The sequence below is a fragment of the Pelagimonas sp. KU-00592-HH genome (genome assembly GCF_040369695.1).
Classification (GTDB): domain Bacteria; phylum Pseudomonadota; class Alphaproteobacteria; order Rhodobacterales; family Rhodobacteraceae; genus Shimia.
Map to the genome: position 1 here is coordinate 584,158 of NZ_BAABWM010000004.1, position 17,270 is coordinate 601,427.

Here is a 17,270-nt window from a genome sequence, read left to right on the forward strand (position 1 = left end):
GTGACAGACGGCGTGCAGCCTCCTCAACACGCGCAAGAGATCATGCACGCCACCTGCGTTGCCCACGCGGGCAGCGCCGTCTTGATCACCGGACCATCCGGCAGTGGAAAATCTGCGCTGGCGCTCCAGCTTATTGCCTTGGGGGGCAAGCTGGTGGCCGATGATCGCACGGTTCTGACATGTGAAAGGGGCCGCGTCATTGCCCGCTGTCCGGCACCCCTTGCAGGCATAATCGAGGCGCGTGGTGTTGGCATCCTGAACGCGCCCACCGTGTCCGAATGCCCCGTGGCGCTGGTTGTTGATCTGGAAACCGTGGAAACCGACCGCCTGCCGCCACAGCGCGAAACCACGATCATGGGGCAATCCGTCCCCTTGCTTCATCGCGTGGATCAGGGCCATTTCCCGGCAGCAATTTTTCTCCATTTGGCATCTGGCAGACGAGCGTAAGCGATGACAACTCAGGCCTCTCCCGCCGCACAGCGACTGGTCCTTGTTACGGGGCCTTCGGGTGCAGGACGTTCCACTGCCATCAAGGCGCTGGAAGATTCCGGCTATGAGACCATCGACAACCTGCCGCTGGGCCTTCTTGAACGGCTGTTCTCCGGCCCCTCGCTTGAACGTCCGATGGCGCTTGGGCTGGATGTACGCAACCGCGATTTCTCGCAGTCGGCGCTTCTCTCTGCTCTCGATATGCTGGATCGCAAGGCCGGCGTCGCGACAGAGCTTCTTTATCTCGATTGCCAGCCCGAGGTGCTGCAACGGCGCTACAACGAAACCCGCCGCCGTCACCCGCTGGCCCCCGGCGAAAGCCCGATGGAAGGGATCGAGCGCGAGCTGGAGCTGCTGTCTCCGATCCGCGATAGGGCCGACATCCTGATCGACACCTCCGAAATGACGCCTCACACCTTGCGGGCCGAGATCGAACGCTGGTTCGCCCCCGACAGCGCCCGCAAGCTGTCAATCACGGTGCAATCCTTCAGCTACAAGCGTGGCTTGCCGCTGGGCGTCGACCTGGTGTTTGACTGCCGCTTCCTGCGCAACCCCTACTGGGAGCCCTCCCTGCGCCAGATGAATGGTCTGGACGCGCCCGTTGCAGACTATGTCGGTGCCGACGAACGGTTCGCCCCGTTCTTCGACAAACTGCGCGATATGGTCGAAATGCTGCTCCCGGCCTATCTTGCCGAGGGACGGTCCCATGTCTCGATTGCGTTCGGGTGCACCGGCGGGCAACACCGATCGGTTTTTACCACCGAAAGATTGGCGCACACCCTTGCACAACAGGGCTGGCAGGTGTCAATTAGGCATCGCGAGTTGGATCGTCGTGCGGAACTTGGTTCCAAGACCCGCACCTGAGACGAAAAGTAAGGGCGAACTGGATTGATCGGCATAGTGATCGTTGCGCATGGTGGGCTGGCCAAAGAATATTTGGCCGCCGTGGAACATGTTGTGGGCAGCAAGCCCGGCATCCTCGCCATTACCATCGAAAATGAACACGACCGCGCCGCCAAACAGCAGGAGATCTGCGAGGCGGCCGAGACGGTCGATCAGGGCGACGGCGTTGTCGTCGTGACTGACATGTTCGGCGGATCGCCCTCGAACCTGAGCCTGCGTGCCTGCCAGCCGGACAACCGCCGCATCATGTATGGTGCCAACCTGCCGATGCTTATCAAACTTGCCAAAAGCCGCCATCTGAGCGTGCCGGATGCCGTGCGCGCCTCGCTTGAGGCCGGCCGCAAGTACATCGACAGCCAGAACATAAATACGGACTGACCCATGACCGATACCGTGACCCGCACACTGAAGATCGTGAACCAGAAAGGCCTGCACGCCCGCGCCTCGGCCAAGCTTGTCGAGGTCGTCGAGGGATTTGACGCGACGGCAGATGTGTCAAAGGATGGCTTGAGTGCCTGCGGCGACAGTATTATGGGCTTGTTGATGCTGGCGGCCTCCAAAGGCACGTCGATCCATGTGGAAACGTCGGGCCCCGATGCCGGGCCGCTTGCAGATGCAATAGAAGCGCTCGTGGCCGACAAGTTCGGCGAAGGAGTCTGACCGCAAAGTTTGCGCGGAAGGGCAGGATGAAAGATTTGACTGAACCAGTGCACGATACCCCGCCCAAACCACAACAGGGCGAAGTCTATGATCGCAGCACGCTGACCTACGCCAACAGCTTCGACAATCCTTGGACCGGCAACGCGATTCGCGCCATCGAGTGGATGACAGGCAAGATCAGCGTCTTGCGCATGGTGAAAAAGTTCGAGCGCAACAACGCCGAATACCGCGGTCAGGCGTTCTGGCGCGGTGCACTGAACGTGATGGGCATCGAGCTCAAGACACCGTTGGAGCAACTGGAAAACATTCCCGGCGAAGGTCCGGTTGTCGTGGTCGCGAACCACCCGCATGGCATGGTCGACGGCATGATCTTTGCCGATCTGATCGGCCGCGTCCGTCAGGATTATCGCATCCTGACCCGCTCTGTCCTGACCGGACTTGATGAAACCGCAACCTCCTTCATGATCCCGGTGCCCTTCCCGCATGATCCGGAAGCCCAAAAAAAGATGGTCGAGATGCGCGCCAAGGCGATGGCCTATCTTGCCGACGGCGGCGTGGTTGCCCTGTTTCCTTCGGGCGTGGTGATGTCCTCCGATACCTGGATGGGTCCGGCCATCGAACGGGAATGGAATGTCTTCACCGCCAAGATGATCCGCCGCTCGGGCGCGCGGGTGGTGCCGATCTTCTTCCCGGGGTCCAACTCGCGCTGGTATCAATGGGCCTGCAAAATTTCCCCGATCCTGCGGCAGGGGCTCCTGCTGCACGAGATCGTCCGTTCCTGCAACAAGCCACAGGCGCCCATCGTCGGCAAGCCGCTGACCGAGGAACAGATGGCGCGTCTCGAAACCGATCCGCGCGGCTTCATGGCGTGGCTCCGCCAGCACACGCTGGACCTTGGCAATCAGGCATAAAAAAGGGCGCCCTCGGGCGCCCGTCTCAACTCTGGCTCAGCGGGTCGGTACCGGAACCTCGCCGCGATAATCATAGAAGCCGCGTTTGCTCTTGCGGCCCAGCCATCCGGCCTCGACATATTTCGTCAAAAGCGGGCAGGGGCGGTACTTGGTATCCGCCAGACCGTCATGCAGCACGTTCATGATCGCAAGGCAGGTGTCGAGACCAATGAAATCGGCCAGTTCCAGCGGCCCCATCGGGTGGTTGGCACCCAGCTTCATCGCGTTGTCGATCGACGCCACATTGCCCACGCCTTCATACAGGGTATAGCAGGCCTCGTTGATCATCGGGATCAGGATACGGTTCACGATGAAGGCCGGAAAATCCTCGGCGCTGGCAGCGGTCTTGCCAAGATTGTTCACGATGGCAAGGCAGGCCTGATAGGTCTCTTCGTCGGTGGCGATACCCCGGATAAGCTCGACCAGCTTCATCAGCGGCACCGGGTTCATGAAGTGGAAGCCCATGAATTTTTCCGGACGGTCCGTGCGGCTTGCCAGACGTGTGATCGAGATCGACGAGGTGTTCGACGTCAGGATGGTATGCGGTTGCAGATGCGGGAGAAGCGCATCAAAAATCTTGTGCTTGATGTCTTCGCGCTCGGTTGCGGCTTCGATCACCAGATCGGTCTGCCCAAGCGACGGCAGTTCCAGCGTGGTGCCGATGCGGGCCATCGCGGTGGCCTTGTCATCCGCCGAAATGAGGTTGCGCGAGACCTGTCGATCCATGTTCTTGTCGATGCGCGCCACGGCCGCGTCCAGAGCGTCCTGATTGATGTCGTTGAGCATGACATCATAGCCGGCAAGCGCCATGACGTGGGCGATCCCGTTGCCCATCTGACCTGCACCGACAACACCGATTGATTTGATTTCCATGGACCGCTCCTCCTGACATCTCGTGCTGACCTTATGCCTGTCGGTCCCATGCCCGCAAGTGGCTGGTACGTCTAAAACTTAAGACAAGATGAAGCATTAGCCATTTCGCAATCTGTCGGCGCGATTCTCGGGGTGGGTGAAAATTTGTGGTGGGAATCATGTCCTTTGAAAAGGTGGGGGACGGCGCCCTTGATTACATGCCGTATCGACTGTCGAGTTCCCGGCTGGCCTTTCGTGGGCCACAGCCGGATCTGAGTGGGAAATACACCGTCTTTCTTGGCGGGACCGAAACCTATGGAAAGTTTGTGCCCAAGCCATATCCGCAGCGGATTGCCGAGATGACGGGGCGCCAGTGCGCCAACTTTGGCGTGGTGAATGCGGGGATCGATGTCTTTCTGCATACCCCGGCCGTTCTTCAGGCCGCGCATCAGGCCGAGATGACGGTGATTCAGATCATGGGCGCGCACAACATGTCGAACCGCTATTACTCGGTGCATCCCCGCCGCAATGACCGCTTCACCGGGGCCTCGAGCTCCATGCAGATGACGTTCCGCGAGCTGGACTTCACCGAGTTTCATTTCACGCGCCACATGGTCGGGGCGCTGGCCGCGCGGGCGCCTGACAGGTACGCCGCGATGATCGAAGAGTTGCGCAAGGCCTGGGTTGCCCGGATGAAGCTGCTGATTGCGACGATTGATGCCCCTGTCACCCTGTTGTGGTTCGCCGATCATGCGCCCACGGGCAATTGCACGCAGCGCGGCATGGGGCGTGATCCCCTTTTCGTGGATCGCGAGATGCTCGACCTGCTGCGCCCGATGGTCAGCGGCCTTGTCGAGGCGGTGGTCAGCCCCGAGGCGCTGTCGCAGGGCGTGCGCGGCATGGTGTTCCGCGATCTCGAACGCCCCGCGGCGATGCGGATGCTTGGCTGTCAGGCCCATGACGAGGCCGCCAATGCCTTGCTGTCGATGCTGGCCTGAAACGCAAAAAGGCCCGCCGTAGGCGGGCCTTCTCGGAAATGCGTGAACCGGGGTTTAGCCCAGTTTCTCGGTCAGTTCGGGAACTGCGTCGAAGAGGTCAGCAACGAGGCCGAAGTCTGCGACCTGGAAGATCGGGGCTTCTTCGTCCTTGTTGATCGCGACGATGATCTTCGAGTCCTTCATACCAGCAAGGTGCTGGATGGCGCCCGAGATGCCGATGGCGACATAGAGCTCGGGAGCAACAACCTTACCGGTTTGGCCAACCTGCCAGTCGTTCGGTGCGTAGCCCGAGTCAACCGCGGCGCGCGATGCACCAACAGCTGCGCCCAGTTTGTCAGCCAGGGTCTCGATCAGTTTGAAGTCTTCTTCCGAGCCGACGCCACGGCCGCCCGACACAACAACGCCAGCCGAGGTCAGCTCGGGGCGGTCGCTTGCGGCAACCTTGTCTTCAACCCAGCTCGACAGACCCGGATCAGCAGCTGCCGACACGGTTTCTACCGAGGCCGAACCGCCTTCGCCTGCGGCGTCGAAGGTCGAGGTCCGGAAGGTGACAACCTTCTTGGCGTCCGACGATTTGACGGTCTGCATCGCGTTGCCGGCATAGATCGGGCGTACGAAGGTCGAACCATCAACCACTTCGGTGGCGTCCGAGATCACCATCACGTCGAGCAGCGCTGCAACGCGCGGCATGACGTTCTTGGCGTCGGTGGTGGCAGGAGCAACGATGTGCTCGTAGCCATCCGCCAGCGATACGATCAGCGCCGCGGTCGATTCCGCGAGGCGGTGGCCCAGCGAGTCGTCTTCGGCAACCAGAACCTTGGCAACGCCGTCGATCTTGGCAGCGGCTTCACCGGCTGCGGCAGCGGAACCGCCAGCGGCCAGAACGGTGACGTCACCCAGCGCTTTTGCAGCGGTGACAGCCTTGGCGGTGGCGTCCAGCGCCAGTTCGCCGTTGTTGACTTCTGCGAGAAGAAGAACAGCCATTATACAGCCCCCGCTTCTTTGAGTTTCTCAACCAGTTCGTCGACCGAACCCACGGTGATGCCTGCGGCGCGGGCTTCCGGCTCGGTGGTCGAAACGATTTCCAGGCGCGGCGAGACGTCGACGCCGTAGTCGGCGGCGGTTTTCTCGTCCAGCGGCTTTTTCTTCGCCTTCATGATGTTGGGCAGCGACGCATAGCGCGGCTCGTTCAGGCGCAGGTCAACGGTGATGATGGCAGGCATCTTCACGTTGATGGTCTGCAGACCGCCGTCAACTTCGCGGGTCACCTTGGCGCTGTCGCCCTCGATGTCCAGCTCGGAAGCAAAGGTACCTTGCGACCAGCCCAGAAGCGCCGACAGCATCTGGCCGGTGGCGTTCATGTCGTTGTCGATGGCTTGCTTGCCGGCCAGAACGATGCCCGGCTGCTCTTCTTCGACAACTTTCGCCAGGATCTTGGCGACGGCCAGCGGTTCGATGTCGGTGTGCACATCGTCTGCGGCCACAACGAGGATCGCGCGATCGGCACCCATGGCCAGCGCGGTCCGCAGGGTTTCCTGCGCTTGCTTGACGCCGATCGATACGGCAACAACTTCATCAGCCTTACCGGCTTCTTTCAGGCGGATGGCCTCTTCGACGGCGATTTCGTCGAACGGGTTCATCGACATTTTGACGTTCGCGAGATCGACACCGCTACCGTCCGCTTTCACGCGGACCTTCACGTTATAGTCAATCACGCGCTTGACAGGTACGAGCACCTTCATGGGCGTTGGACTCCTTGACAGTTTACAAGCCGGCAAGCCGACTCGACGAATAGCTCTCGCCGCGTTGATATAATCTTGCGCCGTCTTGAAACAGCGCAAAATCGTCACGTTGAGGTCATACGACGTCGCGTTTCGAGGTTTGAACGCAATTTCTTTGCAAGATTGTTGCCAAACGGAAATTTATTTGACGCTAGGGAAGGTCGGGGTGCCCCAACGTCGCCTTTTCCAAGGTCTGGGAATGCTGGCGAATCCGGTCTTTGATTGGGCAATGTCCCACGGAGGAGACCCCGGAAATGACCGAAGACGCAAACGTAGTTTATTCCAGCGACGGCCATGTGGCCACGATCCGAATCAACCGTCCCAAGGCGATGAACTCGATGAATGCCGCCACCCGCCGCGAGATTCTGACGGCCCAGGCCAAGGCCGAAGCCGACGACAACATCCGAGTCGTCATCCTGACCGGCTCAGGCCGCGCCTTCACCTCGGGCACCGATCTCAAGGAACTGGGCGAGTTTCATGGCAAGCACGGCATGTTCGACATCTCGGTTCGCGACTACAAGCCGATCATCGACGGCATCACCGAAAGTGACCGGATCTATATCGCCGCGATCAACGGCGTCGCCGGGGGGGTCGGCCTGTCCATCGCGCTGAGCTGTGATCTGGCGCTGATGGCCGAGAGCGCCACCTGCTTTGCGCCCTTCTCGAATATCTCGCTGGTGCCGGACGGGGGCCTGAGCTGGCTGTTGCTGCAGCACATGGGATCAAAACGCGCCTTTGCCGCGATTGCCGAAGCCACCCACATTTCGGCGAAAGACTGCGAAGAGATGGGGCTGGTCAACCGCGTTGTTGCTGATGATGCGCTGGACGCCGAGGCCGCCGCATGGGGGGCATCCCTTGCCGAGCGCGCGCCGCTCAGCCTGCGGTATGGCAAGCGTATCCTGCGCGCCGCGCACACGCAGAGCCATGCCCAGACCGCGCTGATGGAAAGCGAATATCAGAACAAATGCGCCAATTCCTCGGACTCGGCGAATGCCATTGCGGCCTTCATCACCAAGCAGAAACCGGTCTTCAAAGGGCGCTGATAACGCGCCCTTTGGGGATGTCGTCAATATTGTGGCTGGAGGTGCCTAGCGGTTCGCGCCGGGCACCCAAAGCACGTCATCTTCGCCGTTGTTGTTGGCGGTGCGTGCGGCCACGAAGAACCAGTCGCTCAGGCGGTTGAGGTATTTGACCGCCAGCGGGTTCACGTCTTCGACCTCGGCAAGTTCGGTCGCCAGACGCTCGGCGCGGCGGGCCACCGTGCGGCAGATATGCAGATGCGCCGAAAGCGCCGAACCGCCGGGCAGGATAAAGCTGCGCAGGGGCGACAGCGACGCATTCATATCGTCGATCTCGGCCTCGAGGCGGTTCACCTGTGCTTCGACCACCCGCAGCGGGGTGTATTCGGCCTCGGCATCGCTTGCCATGTCGGGGCGGCACAGGTCTGCGCCAAGATCGAACAGGTCGTTCTGGATCAGCGACAGGCGTTGGTCCATGTCGCCATCGGCGTGCAGGCGGGCCACGCCGACGGTGGCGTTCAATTCGTCCGAGGTGCCATAGGCGTTGACGCGCGCATCGTGCTTGGCAACGCGTTCGCCGTTGCCCAATGCGGTTGTGCCCTTGTCCCCGGTGCGGGTGTAGATCTTGTTCAAGACAACCATGATTTCTTAGCCTCCCCGGCGCAGCCAGACAAAGAGCAGGATGAGCGCGACAGCCACGGCCTGGGCCGCGATGCGCCACCGCATGATCTTGTTGGCATGTTTGCGATTGAATTCCCCGCCCTTCGCGAACCCGCCGATCCCGACAGACAGGATGACAAGCACGGCCAGTGTTGCTGCGGCGACCACCCAGAAAAGCGGGTCGCTGGCCAGTCCGTCTTTGCTCATGATTCGTCTCCTGTCCCGAATGAGGTTGGTTGTTCTCTAAGGCGTTCCGAGTGGATTTAATAGGGGATCACCCTTTGGCAAGCACCCAATCCAGAACCCGTGTCGGAAGGACGCGGCGCAGGATGTCCATCATATAGGTGGGTGTGGTCACGAAATAGCGCGGGCGCGGGCGGTCTGCCTCGATCGCGTGGATCAGTTTCCGGGTGACCGCCTCGGGGCCAAGTTCGAAACGGTCAGGCGTGTCGCTCGCGGAATAAAGGCGTTTCAGAAGGCTCGCGCGATACTGGTCCGCGCGCGGGCTGTTTTCCCAGTCGATCCATTTCTCGAACTGCACCACGGCGTTGCGGCGAAACTCCGACGTGATCGGCCCGGGTTCGATCAGGGCGACATGAATGTCGGTGTCCCGCATCTCGAGGCGCAATGTGTCGGTCAGGCCCTCAAGGGCGAACTTGGACGCGATATAGGCACCGCGCCACTTCATCGGCACCATGCCCAGAACCGAAGAGCAATTGACAATCCGTCCGTGGCCCAGTGCCCGCATGGCCGGGATCACCTGCAGGGTCAGGTCGTGCCAGCCCACCACGTTGGCCTCGAAAATCGCACTCAATGCCTCACGTGGCAGGTCTTCCACCGCGCCGGGGATCGCATAGGCGCCGTTGTTGAAAAGCGCATCCAGCGTGCCGCCCGTCGCCTCCAGAACCTCCGCGACCGCTGCCCTGATGCTGTGGGCGTCCTCGTAATCGAGGCGCGGGCTGTCAAACCCTTCCTCTCGCAGCCGCAGGCAATCCTTTTCCTGCCGGCAGGCCGCAAACACACGCCACCCGCGCGCCCGCAACTGCCGAGCCGCATCCAGCCCGATACCCGAAGAACACCCGGTAATGAGAATGGATTTTTCCATGACTGCCCTGTTCATTGCCCGTGCCAGCTATGGCCAAGGCCGCGCGCAAAAGCAATCCTGTAGGGTTATTCCGCCTTGGTAAGCAGCCGTGCCGACATCCAGCCGATTCGGCCGGTCTCTTCCACCTTGAGCTTGACCCAGCCACTGCCGGGATCACGCAGCACCTCGACGCGATCTCCTCGCACAAGGCTTCCGATGACACCATAGCTCGTGCCCGGACCGGACCGCATGTTCACCCGGCTGCCGCGCACGCTACGGAGATCCGCAACCTGCTCCTGCTCGATGGCGGACGTGCCAAGGGTGGCTTCGGTTGGGGCCGAAGGTGACGGACCGATCCGGACACGCTCCGTGGCCGGTGTGGGCATGGGCATAGAGACCAACGCCGGCCGCACTTCTGCCGGACCTGTATCGCGCCTGGTAGTCGGCACATCCAGAGAAGCGGGAGATTGCGTCACAGTCTCTTCGGTCGTCAGCAGTGCGGCGGTCACTATCGGCGCCGTCGTCTCCGCCGTCTCGGGGGCAGGCTGAGTTGTTGCGGCCTCGGCCACCATAAGGCGGCCGGGTGTCTGTGGTTCAAAATCGGAACCACCGCTGACCTCGTAAAAGGCCCAGCCCAGGAATGCAAAGCTCAGTAATACAAAACGAGTCATGATGAATTTTCCCCGGAGGGTCACTGGGACCAAGTTTACTACAGACTGTGAATTTCCACAAAACCTGACAGGTTGACGCGCTTTGCGTCATGGAAAAAATCCGGCGATTTTCCCCCCTGTTGCTTGAGCGCCTGTGATCTTGGGGCTACACCGGGAGCATGACAGATTTGATCGATGACGACGAAATCCCGACAAGCGAAGTAACGGAAACGCTGCGCCGTGCGATCGGAGATCGTTACCTGACCTATGCCCTCAGCACCATCATGCACCGCGCTCTTCCGGATGCGCGCGATGGTCTGAAGCCCGTCCACCGCCGCATCCTCTATGCCATGAACCGCCTCAAGCTGGCGGCCAATGGCAAGTTCCTGAAATCGGCCAAGATTTCCGGCGATACGATGGGTGATTTCCACCCGCACGGCGACGCCGCCATCTATGATGCGATGGCCCGTCTCGCGCAGGATTTCAACGTCCGTTACCCGCTGGTCGACGGTCAGGGCAACTTTGGCAACATCGACGGCGATAACCCGGCGGCCTCGCGCTACACCGAGGCGCGCATGACCTTTATCGCCGAGGCCATGTTGCAGGGGCTCGAAGAGAACGCAGTCGATTATCGTGACAACTATGACGGCCGCCTGACCGAACCTGTTGTTCTCCCGGCAGAGTTTCCGAATCTCCTTGCCAATGGCGCAAGCGGCATCGCGGTCGGCATGGCCACCAACATCCCGCCGCACAACATCTCGGAACTGTGTGATGCCTGCCTGCATCTGATCAAGACGCCGGATGCCCGCGACGACACGCTGCTCAACTATGTGCCGGGGCCGGATTTCCCGACCGGCGGCGTTATTGTCGAACCCAAGGATACCATCGCCCAGGCCTATCGCACGGGTAAGGGCGGTTTCCGCCTGCGCTGTAAATGGGAGGTCGAAGACCTTGGACGCGGCCAGTGGCAGATCGTCGTTACCGAGATTCCCTACCAGGTTCAGAAATCCAAGCTGATCGAGAAGATCGCAGAGCTGATCCAGACCAAGAAGGTGCCGATCCTTGCCGACATCCGCGATGAATCGGCAGACGACATCCGGGTGATCCTCGAGCCGCGCTCCAAGAACGTCGATCCCGAAGTGCTGATGGGTATGATGTTCCGCAGCAGCGATCTCGAGGTGCGGTTCTCGCTCAACATGAACGTGCTCATCGACGGCGTGACCCCGAAGGTCTGTTCGATGAAAGAGGTGCTGCGCGCCTTCCTCGATTTCCGTCGCGAAGTGCTCCAGCGCCGCTCGAAACACCGGATGGACAAGATCGACCACCGTCTCGAGGTGCTCGAAGGCTTTATCATTGCCTTCCTGAACCTCGATCGCGTGATCGACATCATCCGCTATGACGATGCGCCCAAACAGGCCCTGATGGCCGAAAACTGGGGCATTGATCATGTGCGCGCCACCTCTGAAGAGGATTACCGCTCGCCGCTGCCCGCACCGGAAGGGGAAGGGGAACTGTCGGAAGTTCAGGCCGAAGCCATCCTCAACATGCGCCTGCGCAGCTTGCGCCGTCTGGAAGAGCTGGAACTGATCCGCGAACGTGATGCTCTCATGGAAGAGCGCGCGGGTCTCGAAGACCTTCTGGCCAGCGATGATCTGCAATGGGGGCGCATCGCGGATCAACTGAAAGAGGCCAAGCTCAAGTTCGGCAAGAACCATGACGGCGGCGCCCGCCGCACCCAGTTTGCCGAAGCCGGAGAAATCGAAGAGGTGCCGATCGAGGCGATGATCGACAAGGAACCGATCACGGTTGTCTGTTCGCAGATGGGCTGGGTCCGTGCCATGTCGGGCCATATCGACCTGACCCGCGAGCTGAAATTCAAGGACGGCGACGGCCCCTGTTTCATCTTCCACGCCGAAACCACGGACCGCCTTCTGGTTTTCGCAAGCAACGGCCGCTTCTACACGGTCAGCGCCGCGAACCTGCCGGGTGGGCGTGGCATGGGCGAACCCCTGCGCCTGATGGTGGATTTGCCGAACGAGGCCGAGATTCTCGATATCTTCATCCACGACCCCGAAGGCAAGCTATTGGTGGCCTCGTCGGCGGGCGACGGTTTCGTGGTGGCCGAAAAGGACATCATCGCCCAAACCCGGACCGGTAAGCAGGTGTTGAACGTCAAGGACGACGCCCGCGCCAAGATCTGTCATCCGATCAAGGGCGACCACGTGGCCGTTGTGTCCGAGAACGGCAAGTTCCTTGTCTTCCCGGTGTCCGAGCTGCCCGAAATGGGCCGCGGCAAGGGAGTGCGTATCCAGAAATACAACATGGCGCGCGGGCGTCAGGGGACGCTTGAACTTGATGGCGGCCTGTCCGACCTCACAACCTTCAACTGGGACGAGGGTCTCAGCTGGGAAATGGGCGGCGGCAAGACACGTCATGAGCCGGACATGACAGAATGGCTTGGCAAGCGGGCAGGTGTGGGCAAGAAGCCGCCCTACGGCTTTCCGCGAAATCACAAGTTCACCTGACGCGATTTTCGATGTTACAAACAAACCGTCCCCATTGTCGGGGGCGGTTTCTCATTTCTGGTGATCCATTTGAGCAGTTCAGACAGGCCTATCAACGGCGGCCCGTGGCAACAGGGCGGCGCAGACTCGCACCTCCGCGATACCGACGTAATACCGACGCAAAACAGACAGCAGGATTTGCCGGATGTCGAAGGGTTGCAGGGCGACTTTATCGGGCGTCGCGGGCGCATCTTCGGCCTTGCCCTGAAGACCTCGATCTTCACCGTGCTGACGCTTGGGATCTACCGTTTCTGGATGAAAACCCGCATGCGCCGCTGGTACTGGTCCGCGGTGCGTGTTGGCGGTGTGCCGGGGGAATATGTCGGCGATCCCTTTGAAAAGCTTCTGGGTTTCCTGATCGCCGTGGTGATCCTCGCCTTCTATATCGGCATCGTGAACCTGTTGCTGATGTTCCTGAGCTATTCCTTCTTTCAGGACAATTTCGCAGCCTATCTGCTAAGTTTCGTCGGCGTCGTCCCGCTCTGGTTCTACGCCACCTACCGCGCCCGCCGCTACGTCCTCGCCCGCACCCGCTGGCGCGGCATCCGCTTCGGTCTGGAACCCGGCGCTTGGGGCTATGCCTGGCGGGCCCTGGTGCATTGGGGGCTGACCCTTGTGACGGCAGGTATCCTGTGGCCGCGCATGACCTTCTGGCTTGAGAAATACAAGACGGACCGCACCTGGTACGGGGATGTCCGGCTTGAACAGGAGGGGCGCTGGCAGATGCTGTTTCCGGCAGTGCGCCACGTTCTTCTGCCCACCATTGTCGGGGGCATCTGCGCGATCGCAGGGGCCTACGCCAATCCCGCGTTGTTTCTCGGGACCGCAGCCTGCGGTGTCTGGTTTGCCTTTGGAATCGTCTACTACCGGGTCAAAAGCTGGGAAATCCTGACCAATGCCAAGCGCGCCGGTGACATCGTGTTCCGCGCCCAGCCCCGACCATGGCGCGTGTTCTGGATCTATGTCGGAGGCTATTTCCTGAGCGGCTTTGCTGCCTCATTATTCCTAGGCGGGTTCTTCCTCGCCGCGGCCATTGCGGCGGGGATCTTTAGCGAAATCGGGGCCAGCGTCGAGGCATTGGCGAAGATCGGTGAAGGGGCCTTTGCGGTGGCTGGCGTGGCCACATATTTTGCCATCTTCCTGATCTGGACCGCGATGGCACATGCTTTCATCACCATGCCGCTCTGGAAACACTATGCCGAAACCCTGACGGTGATTGATCCCGGCCAGATCGGCGCGATCTCGCAGCGTCCGCGGGACGAGTTCGAAGAGGCCGAAGGCTTTGCCGAGGCGCTTGATGTGGGGGCCGCGATATGACGTCGACCATTCCGACCGTGATCCGGGTTGGCAAAACCGCAGAAGGCCAACAGGTAAACGGGCTGTTTTTCACCGGCGAAGATGCCACCGCGCATGAGGTGGCCCTGACGATCAATCCAATGCGTGACGTGCTTGAAATCCGCGGCAGAGGGCAGGTTGTCGACTGGCACCTGTCGGATGTGCGGCTGGTGCCGGATCAGGCGGGGCGGCAGGGTCTTGTCCTGCGCGCGGCCTCTGATCCGACAGCCCGTGTGCTGACCAATGACCGCGTCCTGGCGCAAGGGTTTCCCGCCCTTCACAAACGCATCGCCGATGCGCCCCGCGCAAGGCTGGCGAAATGGGCGGTGGCGGCGCTGGCCTCTGTTGCGCTGATCATCTTTGTCCTTGTGCCGATCATGGCCAACCAGCTTGCCAACTTCATTCCGCCAGCGGGAGAAAAGGCGCTGGGCGATGCCACGCTTGAACAGATCAAATCCGCCCTGGGGTCCGAGGCGATCTCGGTGAAGACCTGCACCAATGCGGATGGCCTTGTTGCGCTGAACCAAATGCAGGCGCGCCTGAGTGACCATACCGACCTGCCCGTGCCGCTCACAGTGACGGTACTGGATCACAAGATGGTCAACGCCTTCGCCCTGCCCGGTGGCCATGTCGTCTTTATGCGTGGCTTGATCGACGAGGCGGAAGCGCCCGAAGAGGTGGCCGCTGTCTTTGCCCATGAAATCGGCCACGTGGTCTCGCGCGATCCGACCCGCCATGCCCTGCGCTCTGCTGGCTCAATTGGTGTGCTGGGTCTTTTGTTTGGGGATTTCGCAGGCGGGGCGCTTGTGCTGTTCCTGACCGAGCAGTTGATAGAAGCGCAGTATAGTCAGGGCGCCGAAGTGGCGGCGGATGCCTTTGCCCATGACGTGCTTGCAAAAGCCGAGGTCGAGCCCGCCGCACTCGGGGCGATGTTCAAACGGCTCAAGGCGAAATACGGCGATACCGACGGGATACAGGCGCATTTCATTTCGCACCCGCGCATGGCGGAACGCATCGAAGCCGCGGATCACGCAACGCCCGAGGGGTTCGTGGCCAAGCCGATCCTGACTGCCGAGGCATGGAAGGACCTGCAAGGTATCTGCAACTAGGGCCTCAGACGGGATCCAGCGTTAGCCACACGCCCGTGTCCGGCCGCAATGTCAGGATCATGACGGGCGACGGCGGACGCCCGGGAACAAGGTTGAACCGGAACCGACGAAGCAATGTCGCAAGGATGATCACCGCCTCCTGAATGGCAAAGCTGGCCCCGATACAGATGCGCGGACCGTCGCCAAACGGCAGATAGGCATAGCGATCTATTGCCTTGCGATCGGCAAAACGGTCGGGCCGAAAGGCATCCGGTTCCTCCCAAAGCTGCTTGTGCCGGTGCAACGCGTAGATCGGGATCATCACGGTATCGCCGGGGTGGACATCGCGCGCGCAGAGCATGTCCGTCTTCTGCGCGGTCCGCGAGATGATTCCCGCCGGCGGATAAAGGCGCAGGGCTTCGTCCACGATGCACCGCAGGAAGGGCAGGTTCTGGGCGTCCTCGCCTGTGACCATCTCTCCTGTGACAACCTCGTCGATTTCCCGCCGCGCCCGCTCTTGCACGTCCTGATCGAAAGCACAGAGGTAAAGCGCCCAGGCCAGGGTCAGCGCCGTGGTTTCATGTCCGGCCACGATGAAGGTCAGAAGGTTGTCACGCAGCTCTGAAGTGTTCATCCGCCGTTTCGTTTCGGGGTCTTCGCCCGCCAGCAACAGGTCAAGCAGATCGGGAATGTCGCCTTGCCCCCGCTGCATACGGGCCTCGATGGCCTCGTCCGCGACGTGCCGCATCTGTTTCACCACCGGACCAGAGCGGAACCGCGATGGACGCGGCAGCCAGTCCGGCATGCCCAGCATATCGAGAATCGAAACCTTGCCCGCCGCCGCGATATAGCCATCAATCGCGCGATGTACCGCCGCACTGTCGAATGTGCCCTCGCCGGAAAAGGTAACGTCCGAGATCACGTCAAAGGTGGTGCGGACCATCTCTTCTAGCAGGTCGACAGCGTGATCCCCCGTGGCCCCAAGGCGATCGGCACTGCGCTGGGCGGCGGCTGACATGATTGGGGCCAGCGCCATGACATTGCGATGTGAAAAAACCGGTGCCGCCGTCCGTCGTTGCCAGCGCCAGTGCGCGTCTTCGGCGATGAACAGGCTGTCTCCGATGGCGGGGCGCAGGATGTTCTTGGTGGCGTTCGACTTGGGGTAGTTGTCGACCTCTTCCAGCAGGATGCGCCGGATCGCGCCCGGCTCCATCACCATGTGCCAGCGGATGCCGGTGCGTCCCGACACCATTGGCTGACGCACGGCCAGCTCCGGCAGGATGCTCAGAAGGTTGCTGCGCGCCGCCTTGAGCGACCCCATGATGCCAAGCGGTTCGGTGGCAAGGGGAACATGGGCGGGCAGGGCAGGCTGGGTCGCGGACATCGTGGGCTCCTTCCCCTTCGAACATAGGCCGCCACCGGCAGGCGGGCAAATGCTGATGGCCCTCTGCCCGATTGCGTGACACCCCTGCATCGGCTATGCCGCATAAAGAGGAAATTCGAGGAGTGACCCGCAAATGGTGCGATTTCTGGCCGTTCTTTTGGCTGCCCTGACCCTTGCCGCCTGCGGGGCGCCGCAGGATCCCGTGACATCTGAAAAGCTGGATCTTGGCGATTTCACGCTTGGCCACAACATTGTCGTCGCGCCTGACCTCGGCAAAGGCCCGCTGTCGCGCGAAGCCTCCAAGGAAGACTGGATCGCCTCGGTCAAGAATGCGGTCGAGACGCGTTTGGGCCGCTATGAGGGTACGCGTCAGGTGCATCTGGGAATCAACGTGTCCGGCTATGTACTGGCCCAGACCGGTATCCCGATTCTCCTGGCCCCGAAATCCGCGCTGATTATCACCGTGACCGCATGGGACGACCGCGCTGGTGGCAAGTTCAATGACGAAGCCAAGGAGATCATCGTGCTGGAAACCTTGACCGGTGCCAGCATCGTCGGCTCTGGTCTGACCATGACCGCAGAAGAGCAAATGGCCAATCTTTCCCAGAATGCCGCCGCCGCGATCGAGGCCTGGCTGCATGAAAACAGGGCCTGTTTGCGCGACGATCCGACAGCCGAAGAACTGGCTGCCTGCTGGCAGGACAACAAGGATGACAAGGGCCGTCAGGAGCTGATGGGGCAATAGTTCCAAGACACGCTTGATTTTTGTCGCGCAACCCAATATGTCGCGCGCGGTAGACCAATTTGGGCCAATCACGGCCCTTTCCAGATTTCTTAACTAGAAGGCGCCTCG

At 61.1% G+C, this 17,270-nt stretch carries 19 protein-coding genes; 11 read left to right on the forward strand and 8 right to left on the reverse strand.

Going from position 1 to position 17,270, the window contains the following annotated elements; genetic code table 11:
• Genes ABWV42_RS18075 through ABWV42_RS18095 form a run of 5 tightly spaced genes read left to right on the forward strand, consistent with a single transcriptional unit; the run spans nucleotide 1 to nucleotide 2,963 of the window.
• Nucleotides 1–447, forward strand: coding sequence for an HPr kinase/phosphorylase (locus ABWV42_RS18075; RefSeq protein ID WP_353341386.1), 447 nt, complete (start codon nucleotides 1–3; stop codon nucleotides 445–447).
• A gap of 3 nt (nucleotides 448–450) precedes the next feature.
• Nucleotides 451–1,353: an RNase adapter RapZ gene (gene rapZ, locus ABWV42_RS18080; protein ID WP_255106863.1), complete on the forward strand. Its 903-nt coding sequence runs from the start codon at nucleotides 451–453 to the stop codon at nucleotides 1,351–1,353.
• Nucleotides 1,354–1,377: 24 nt separating this feature from the next.
• On the forward strand, nucleotides 1,378–1,770 hold the full coding sequence (locus ABWV42_RS18085; RefSeq protein WP_255106862.1) for a PTS sugar transporter subunit IIA: 393 nt from the start codon (nucleotides 1,378–1,380) through the stop codon (nucleotides 1,768–1,770).
• A 3-nt stretch (nucleotides 1,771–1,773) separates the two neighbouring features.
• Nucleotides 1,774–2,052: an HPr family phosphocarrier protein gene (locus ABWV42_RS18090; RefSeq protein WP_255106861.1), complete on the forward strand. Its 279-nt coding sequence runs from the start codon at nucleotides 1,774–1,776 to the stop codon at nucleotides 2,050–2,052.
• Nucleotides 2,053–2,078: 26 nt separating this feature from the next.
• A complete protein-coding gene (locus tag ABWV42_RS18095; RefSeq protein WP_353341387.1) occupies nucleotides 2,079–2,963 on the forward strand; it encodes a lysophospholipid acyltransferase family protein in 885 nt (294 codons plus the stop codon).
• Nucleotides 2,964–2,999: 36 nt separating this feature from the next.
• Here ABWV42_RS18095 and ABWV42_RS18100 read toward each other — a convergent pair whose 3' ends face one another.
• A complete protein-coding gene (locus ABWV42_RS18100) occupies nucleotides 3,000–3,875 on the reverse strand; it encodes a 3-hydroxybutyryl-CoA dehydrogenase (RefSeq protein WP_353341388.1) in 876 nt (291 codons plus the stop codon).
• 158 nt (nucleotides 3,876–4,033) lie between these two features.
• Here ABWV42_RS18100 and ABWV42_RS18105 point away from each other — a divergent pair, with 158 nt between their 5' ends.
• Nucleotides 4,034–4,852: a DUF6473 family protein gene (locus tag ABWV42_RS18105; protein WP_353341389.1), complete on the forward strand. Its 819-nt coding sequence runs from the start codon at nucleotides 4,034–4,036 to the stop codon at nucleotides 4,850–4,852.
• A 54-nt stretch (nucleotides 4,853–4,906) separates the two neighbouring features.
• Here the strand turns inward: ABWV42_RS18105 and ABWV42_RS18110 are convergent, their stop codons facing one another.
• A complete protein-coding gene (locus tag ABWV42_RS18110) occupies nucleotides 4,907–5,836 on the reverse strand; it encodes an electron transfer flavoprotein subunit alpha/FixB family protein (protein ID WP_353341390.1) in 930 nt (309 codons plus the stop codon).
• The gene (locus ABWV42_RS18115; RefSeq protein WP_353341391.1) at nucleotides 5,836–6,594 is read right to left on the reverse strand and encodes an electron transfer flavoprotein subunit beta/FixA family protein; all 759 of its coding nucleotides are present in this window, start codon (nucleotides 6,592–6,594) and stop codon (nucleotides 5,836–5,838) included. Before ABWV42_RS18115 ends, ABWV42_RS18110 begins: the two co-directional genes overlap by 1 nt.
• A 293-nt stretch (nucleotides 6,595–6,887) precedes the next feature.
• Here ABWV42_RS18115 and ABWV42_RS18120 point away from each other — a divergent pair, with 293 nt between their 5' ends.
• Complete coding sequence (locus ABWV42_RS18120) at nucleotides 6,888–7,676, forward strand: enoyl-CoA hydratase/isomerase family protein (RefSeq protein ID WP_353341392.1); 789 nt, start codon at nucleotides 6,888–6,890, stop codon at nucleotides 7,674–7,676.
• Between the two features lie 45 nt (nucleotides 7,677–7,721).
• Here ABWV42_RS18120 and ABWV42_RS18125 read toward each other — a convergent pair whose 3' ends face one another.
• The 4 genes from ABWV42_RS18125 to ABWV42_RS18140 all read right to left on the reverse strand — a co-directional run bounded on the left by ABWV42_RS18125 (nucleotide 7,722) and on the right by ABWV42_RS18140 (nucleotide 9,782).
• Complete coding sequence (locus ABWV42_RS18125) at nucleotides 7,722–8,294, reverse strand: cob(I)yrinic acid a,c-diamide adenosyltransferase (protein WP_353341393.1); 573 nt, start codon at nucleotides 8,292–8,294, stop codon at nucleotides 7,722–7,724.
• A gap of 6 nt (nucleotides 8,295–8,300) precedes the next feature.
• A complete protein-coding gene (locus ABWV42_RS18130) occupies nucleotides 8,301–8,504 on the reverse strand; it encodes a twin transmembrane helix small protein (RefSeq protein ID WP_255107234.1) in 204 nt (67 codons plus the stop codon).
• A gap of 82 nt (nucleotides 8,505–8,586) precedes the next feature.
• Nucleotides 8,587–9,417 (reverse strand): SDR family oxidoreductase, encoded by an 831-nt coding sequence (locus ABWV42_RS18135; RefSeq protein ID WP_353341394.1) that lies wholly within the window; start codon nucleotides 9,415–9,417, stop codon nucleotides 8,587–8,589.
• Between the two features lie 65 nt (nucleotides 9,418–9,482).
• Entirely contained in the window at nucleotides 9,483–9,782 is a 300-nt protein-coding gene (locus ABWV42_RS18140; protein WP_353341395.1) for an SH3 domain-containing protein, read from the reverse strand.
• 443 nt (nucleotides 9,783–10,225) lie between these two features.
• Between ABWV42_RS18140 and parC the strand changes: the two genes are divergently transcribed.
• The 3 genes from parC (at nucleotide 10,226) to ABWV42_RS18155 (ending at nucleotide 15,054) form a co-directional block, all read left to right on the forward strand.
• A complete protein-coding gene (gene parC / locus ABWV42_RS18145; protein ID WP_353341396.1) occupies nucleotides 10,226–12,571 on the forward strand; it encodes a DNA topoisomerase IV subunit A in 2,346 nt (781 codons plus the stop codon).
• 69 nt (nucleotides 12,572–12,640) lie between these two features.
• The gene (locus ABWV42_RS18150; protein ID WP_353341397.1) at nucleotides 12,641–13,927 is read left to right on the forward strand and encodes a DUF898 family protein; all 1,287 of its coding nucleotides are present in this window, start codon (nucleotides 12,641–12,643) and stop codon (nucleotides 13,925–13,927) included.
• Entirely contained in the window at nucleotides 13,924–15,054 is a 1,131-nt protein-coding gene (locus ABWV42_RS18155; protein WP_353341398.1) for a M48 family metallopeptidase, read from the forward strand. The genes ABWV42_RS18150 and ABWV42_RS18155 overlap by 4 nt, the downstream gene beginning before the upstream one ends.
• A gap of 4 nt (nucleotides 15,055–15,058) precedes the next feature.
• On the opposite strand, the gene ABWV42_RS18160 is transcribed toward ABWV42_RS18155, so the two are convergent.
• Nucleotides 15,059–16,417: a cytochrome P450 gene (locus ABWV42_RS18160; protein WP_353341399.1), complete on the reverse strand. Its 1,359-nt coding sequence runs from the start codon at nucleotides 16,415–16,417 to the stop codon at nucleotides 15,059–15,061.
• A gap of 133 nt (nucleotides 16,418–16,550) precedes the next feature.
• Here ABWV42_RS18160 and ABWV42_RS18165 point away from each other — a divergent pair, with 133 nt between their 5' ends.
• A complete protein-coding gene (locus ABWV42_RS18165; protein ID WP_353341400.1) occupies nucleotides 16,551–17,162 on the forward strand; it encodes a hypothetical protein in 612 nt (203 codons plus the stop codon).
• The last annotated feature ends 108 nt before the right edge of the window (nucleotides 17,163–17,270 follow it).